This window comes from Thiocystis violacea (genome assembly GCF_016583575.1).
Classification (GTDB): domain Bacteria; phylum Pseudomonadota; class Gammaproteobacteria; order Chromatiales; family Chromatiaceae; genus Thiocystis; species Thiocystis violacea.
The window spans coordinates 1-5,777 of record NZ_NRRG01000107.1; the positions used below are offsets into that span (position 1 = coordinate 1).

Genomic DNA, 5,777 nt, shown 5'->3' on the forward strand with positions numbered 1-5,777 from the left:
AGCTTGAAGTCGTTAAAAAGAAAAAAGGGGTTAAAGGTTTCCATGTTTTACCCCGCCGCTGGGTCGTTGAGCGAACATTTGCATGGCTTGGCCGATCACGTCGGCTGAGTAGAGATTATGAACGCAAGCCTACGTCGAGTGAGGCACAAGTTTATCTCGCCTCAGGCCGCTTACTTCTTCGTCAAATAGGCCATAATCAGATACAAGTTAATTGATTTCTATTAACGGTTAATTGGATCGACTATAGCGATGTGTTCCTATACAGCCTCTAAGTCGGCTTCAGCCGAAACGCTGACTTTCAGTCGCCATCGACTCACTCTTTAGTGAGTGTCTTTCAGTCGGCTTCAGCCACAATCCATACTATGGACTTCTAGTCCATAGTGATTGATATGATACAGCATTGAGGCGAATAATGATTGATTGACTGCCCGTCCTGTGAGTCAACGATGATTGTCAAGAATGGAATTAACGCCACCGGAAAACAAAATTATCGAGGCAAGAAATGTGGTCGACAATTCGTTCTTGATCCACTGATATCACCATTCTCTGACGAAACGAAAGCCATCATTGACCGACTTCTACTTGAACGGATTTCTCTTGCTGGCATGGCGCGTGTCGTTCATGTTTCCGAGTCCTGGCTCCAAGACTATGTTAATCAAAAATATCGAGAGGTTCCCTGCCAGTTAAATGTTCCAAAGCTTTCTGAGTTTTGGCTAGTCGTCGAGTGCGATGAACTTTGGTCATTTGCACTGAAAAAGAAATAAAAGCAATTGGTTTGGATAGCAAAGGATCGTAATTCTGGATATATTGTTGGCCTTTGTATCGGATCGCGTGGCATTGAAGGTGCGCAAGGATTATGGGATTCTCTGCCATGCGATTATCAAGAGCTAGCAAATTTCTATACCGATTTTTGGGAGGCGTACGAAGCCGTCTTTCCGGAATTCCGTCATTATGCTATTAGCAAGGAATCGGGAAAAACAAATCATGTCGAAAGATACAACGGCACACTCAGGCAGCGTATTCTAGACTCGTACGGAAAGCGCTGTCCTTCTCGAAAAAGCTCGATAACCATATTGGGGCCATTTGGCATTTTATCCATTATCATATAGTCATCTTATTAATTATGCGTACATAATTGATTATTAATAAGTAAAAAATTAAATTAAAAACAAGGATTTGCATATTCAGCCATATTTCAGTGTCTGCATATCATATTAGTTGGCTATAATAGCGCTCTCTCAGCTCAGGCTCATCTGTGAAATTATATAGAGAAGGGCACTACCGGCGCCAGCAGATCATCGAGAAACTCCGAGGCCGGCTCCAAACCGGTGACCAGGAGCCGGTCGCTGGCACGGGTGAGAGCGACAAGAGCCGATGCCGTTCGGTGTTGTAGACTGCCTCCAGATCAGCGTCATCGGTGACGGTCTCGATGCGGGCTTGCAGCGGGAGGATCTCATCGTCACGGATCATCGCCACACTCCGGCTTCAGGCGGGATCATCGAGGTCGAGCGCGTCCTCATGACCAACGACACCCTGACACGCCACAAGACCCCACGCCTCATGCGCCAGCGGCAGGCGGTTCAGCAGCGCTCGATAGTGCGGCCACTGCGGCAGGTGGGCGTCCAGCAAGGATCGGAACCGCGCGTCATGGCGTCGCGCCAGCAGGTGCGTCAGCTCATGAGCGACGACGTACTCCAGGCACGGCAGCGGCTTTTTGGCCAGTTCGGTGTTAAGACGAATCGTCCGCGCCTCAGGATTGCAACTCCCCCAACGGGTCTTCATCCGCTGCACGAAGATCCGCTCCACTCGCACCCCGAGCCGAGTCTCCCACACGGCGATCAGCGTCGCGGCGGCGTCCCGGAGTTGCTGCCGATACCACCCGGCCAGGATCTCTTGGCGCTGGACCGCGCTCGTTCCTGGCCGGACCTGGAGCACCAGGGTGTGATGCTGGAGGACGAGGGTCGGCGGGGCCGCGTGCTCGATCACCTGGAGCAGGTAGCGGCGACCCCAGAGGTCATGGCTCTCGCGGTCCAGGAGTTCGCGCGGCGTCTCCCGCGCCTGCTCCCGCAGCTTGCGCTGTTGCTGCTTGATCCAGCCCAACTTGGAGAGGGCGAAGACGCGCAGGGTCTCCAGGCTCAGACGCGCGGGCGCCGCGAGGCGGACCCGGCCATCGGGCGGGTAGACACTGAGATGGATGTTTTTGATGTCCTTGAAGACGACATCGACCGCGATGTCGCCCAGGTGGAACTGCTCGGTCATCAGTATTCGGTCTGGGCCGTGATGATGAGGAAGAGGCGCTCGACCTCTGACACATCCTGCAAGACGCCATAAAGCGCCGCCTTGATGACCTGCTCGCGGGACTGGATACCGCGCCAACCATCGGGACGCACGGCCTTGACCACCGCATCGATCTTGAGCGCCAGATCCAGGGCTGGACCGGTGGAGGCGACGTACGCCTCTGGCTCTTCGCCAATGGGCGTACCCGCGACCGACACGCGAGCCGTTGTTTTCAGATTGTTGTAGAGCGCGCGCTTGCCTGGGGTGTCCAGCGCCGCAGGCGTTTCCGGTGGCTGACCGGCCTCGATCTTCCGGGCCAACGCGGCAATGCGTTGCAGGTAGGCTTCATAGGCGATGGCCTCCGCTTTGCGTAGATCGATGATCTCCTGCAACTGCGCCGACATCGTCGCGTAAAAGGCCGGGTCGGTGAGGTGCTCCTGGATGATCTTGCGGCGGACGTTGTTCTCGATGGTCTCGGCGATGGCGTTATGGTTGCCTTTCAGATTGTCCATCCGCGTGGCGATGGCCTCGGCGATGCCGGTCTTCACGATCAGCTCCAGCAGGCCCATCCCCGCGAAGGGTGAGATCGTGCGCGGTTCATCGGCCTCGATGTAGGTGTCGATGAGGTGGCGCATGTCGGCCTCGTAGGCTTTGAGGTCGAGGGTCTCGCCGCTGGCCTGGCGGATGATCTCGCGCAGGGCGAGGTACTGCGCGACCTGGGTCTTGATCCGGGCGATCTCGCTGGCGCTGTAACCAGCCGCCTCCAGATCGTCGGCGAGGTTGGCGTAGGCGCGCACCAGGGCGACCGTGGCTTGGTAGAGCGCCGCGCGCTGCGGTTCGCGCGCCTGGAGATCGGTCGCCACCTCGGTGTTGCCGCAGAAGTAACGGATGTGCTCCAGCTCGCCCTTGGGGGACGCGACGGGCTCGCAAAGCAGGGCCAGCGTTTCGAGGGCGTGGTCCAGGCGCTCCTTGCCCTTCTTGAGACGATCCTGCACGAGCACCGCCGGATCCGCCCCGCCCGCGCTCTGATCCAGCTCGGCGGTGTAGACCGCGATGGCGTTCTCGACCTTCTTGAAGAGATCCTTGTAGTCGACGATGTAACCGAACTCCTTGTCCTCGCCGTCGAGCCGGTTGGTGCGGCAGATGGCCTGGAACAGGCCGTGGTCCTGCATCGACTTGTCGATATAGAGGTAGGAGCAAGGCGGCGCATCGAAGCCGGTGAGCAGCTTGTCCACGACCACCAGCAGCTTCATGTTGGCCGGCTCCTTGGTGAGCAGCGCCTTGACCTGTTCCTCATAGGTCTCGGTCTTGCTCTTTCCCGGCGCGGGCTCGATGTCCTTCAGCAGCTCGGTATAAGTGTTGTAGATGAACTGCTTGTCGGTTTCGGTGTGGGCGCCGGTCTCCTCCTTGGTGACATCCTTGGCCTGCGGGTTGTAGGAGGTCACCACCGCGCAGCGGCCCTTGAAGGGCGTCTTCTGAAACTGCATGAAATACTTGCATGCTTCGTAAATGCTGGAAGCGACCAGGATGGCATTGCCGCGCTCGCTCGACAGGCGCGGCTTGGTACTGAAATCGAAAATGATGTCGCTCACGACCCGATCCATCCGCGAGCGGGAACTGAGCACCCTTTGCAGCGTGCCCCACTGCTGCTTGAGCGCGTCCTTCTGCCAAGCGTTCAGCCCCTGGGTCTTGGCCGTAAACCAGGCGTCGATCTTGTCCTTGGAGCCGAGGTGCTGGTCGATGTCCCGCGCCTCGTAGATGAGATCGAGCACCACCCCGTCCGCGACGCCTTCGCTGAACTTGTAAGTGTGGATGTAACCCCCGAACACCTCGCGGCTGGTTTGCGCGTCTTTCTTGAGCAGCGGGGTGCCGGTGAAGCCGATGAAGACGGCGTTCGGCATCATGGCCTTCATCACCCGGTGCAGCTTGCCGCTTTGGGTGCGGTGACATTCGTCGACGAAGACGAAGACCTCGCCCACGGTCGGACTCGGCTGGCCCTCCAGGTCTTGGATGAAGCGCTCGAAGTCGTCGACACCCCGGCGACCGAACTTGTGGATCAGTGAGCAGAGCAGGCGCGGCCGGGCCTGTCCGAGCTGGTTGAGCAGATCGCGGCCACTGCTCGTGCGATAGATGGTCTCGCCAGCTTCGGTGAAGACATCTTTGATCTGGCTGTCCAGTTCGTCGCGGTCGGTGATGATGACCACGCGAGCATGGGGGAAGGTCTCCAGGATCCAGCGCGCCAGCAGCACCATGACGATGCTCTTGCCGCTACCCTGGGTGTGCCAGAGGATCCCGCCCTGGCGCCGCCGCACATGCTCCTGCGCCGCCTGGATGCCGAAGTATTGATGGACGCGCGGGAGCTTCTTGATCCCGCCGTCGAACAGCACGAAGTCGTGCATCAACTCGATCAAGCGGGGCTTCGCGCACAGCTTGAGCAGGTACTTGTCGAGCTTGAAGCGGCGGTTGTCCGACTCGTCTTCCTTCCAGGTAAGAAAATACTTCTCCGGGGTGCCGATGGCGCCATAGCGCAGCCCCTCGGAATCGTTCCCGGCGAAGACGAACTGCACCGTGCTGTAGAACCAGGCGTTGAACACCGGCTGCTGGTTGGACAGGCTCTGACGGATGCCGTCACCGATGGAGACGCGGCTGTTCTTCAGCTCCAGGGTGGCGATGGCAAGGCCGTTGACGTAGAGGACGCCGTCGGGGCGCCGCTCGCCACCACCCCCACAAGGGCCGCCCTTGAGCGTCACTTCCTCGGCGATGGCAAAGTCGTTCTGCTCAGGCGCGTCCCAGTCGATGAGCTGCACGGTCTCGGTGACCTGCCCCGCCTCGGTCTTCACTGGCACGCCGTAGCGCAGCAGGCGGTAGACCGCCTGGTTGTTGCCGTAGAGAGTGCGGTTGTGGTTGTCCGCCTCGGTGCGCAAGCGATGCAGGGCGACGGTGATCTGTGCCAGCGTGTAGCCGCGCCCGGTCAGCCAGGATGAGAGCAGCCCCTCCTCGATGTTGCTGTTGGCGTCACGGTCGGTCCAGTCGCCCAGATAGCGGTAGCCCAGCTCATCGCGGAAGAGGGCGAGGACGCGGTTCTGGGTGATGCGCTCGGGTTGGCCGATGGTCATACGCTTTCCCAATCCTCCAATTGCAGACCCTCCACGCGCGCGAATTCTCGCGTGTTGTGGGTGATCAGAATGGCATTGAGCGAGCGGGCGTGGGCGGCGATGAGGGTATCGTAATGGCCGATTGGTTGACCCTTGCGGGTCAACTCGCAGCGGATTTTCGCCGCTTCAATGGACTGCGCGTCCCGCCAGTCCAGAACCTGCACATACTTGAGAAAGTGCGACAGGTTTGCCCGGTTCTTTTCCTGTTGAAGCGAGCGGCCTCAGTACAGTGCATTTCACATTAAGATATTGATTATAATGACATCGCCATGAGATTCTGCCCCCAATGTCCTGATGTCTGAAATCCGTACCGTCAAACGGCTCCGAACCCTGCTCGCCACTCAC

The 5,777-nt window shown here is 58.5% G+C and carries 4 protein-coding genes and 2 pseudogenes; 2 read left to right on the plus strand and 4 right to left on the minus strand.

What is annotated here, in order from left to right:
* Both CKO27_RS23245 and CKO27_RS23250 read left to right on the plus strand, forming a co-directional pair.
* The coding region (locus CKO27_RS23245) for a transposase (RefSeq protein ID WP_200377237.1) at window positions 1–215 on the plus strand (215 nt) is incomplete at its 5' end.
* A gap of 204 nt (window positions 216–419) precedes the next feature.
* Window positions 420–1,135, plus strand: a pseudogene (locus CKO27_RS23250) (IS1 family transposase).
* Between the two features lie 143 nt (window positions 1,136–1,278).
* On the opposite strand, the gene CKO27_RS23255 reads toward CKO27_RS23250, so the two are convergent.
* From CKO27_RS23255 to CKO27_RS23270, 4 genes and pseudogenes are all read right to left on the minus strand, one after another.
* On the minus strand, window positions 1,279–1,470 hold the full coding sequence (locus CKO27_RS23255) for a hypothetical protein (protein ID WP_242471096.1): 192 nt from the start codon (window positions 1,468–1,470) through the stop codon (window positions 1,279–1,281).
* A gap of 15 nt (window positions 1,471–1,485) precedes the next feature.
* Window positions 1,486–2,259: a M48 family metallopeptidase gene (locus CKO27_RS23260; protein WP_200377295.1), complete on the minus strand. Its 774-nt coding sequence runs from the start codon at window positions 2,257–2,259 to the stop codon at window positions 1,486–1,488.
* Window positions 2,259–5,393 (minus strand): type I restriction endonuclease subunit R, encoded by a 3,135-nt coding sequence (locus CKO27_RS23265; RefSeq protein WP_200377296.1) that lies wholly within the window; start codon window positions 5,391–5,393, stop codon window positions 2,259–2,261. The genes CKO27_RS23260 and CKO27_RS23265 overlap by 1 nt, the downstream gene beginning before the upstream one ends.
* A pseudogene (locus tag CKO27_RS23270) lies at window positions 5,390–5,629 on the minus strand (PIN domain-containing protein); the annotation flags it as partial. The gene CKO27_RS23265 and the pseudogene CKO27_RS23270, both read right to left, overlap by 4 nt.
* Window positions 5,630–5,777: the final 148 nt, after the last annotated feature.

What these genes read in the sequence shown, in the direction of transcription:
- CKO27_RS23255 (WP_242471096.1), bottom strand. Translation starts at nt 1,470, where the DNA reads ATGATCCGTGACGATGAGATCCTCCCGCTGCAAGCCCGCATCGAGACC.
- CKO27_RS23260 (WP_200377295.1), bottom strand. Translation starts at nt 2,259, where the DNA reads ATGACCGAGCAGTTCCACCTGGGCGACATCGCGGTCGATGTCGTCTTC.
- CKO27_RS23265 (WP_200377296.1), bottom strand. Translation starts at nt 5,393, where the DNA reads ATGACCATCGGCCAACCCGAGCGCATCACCCAGAACCGCGTCCTCGCC.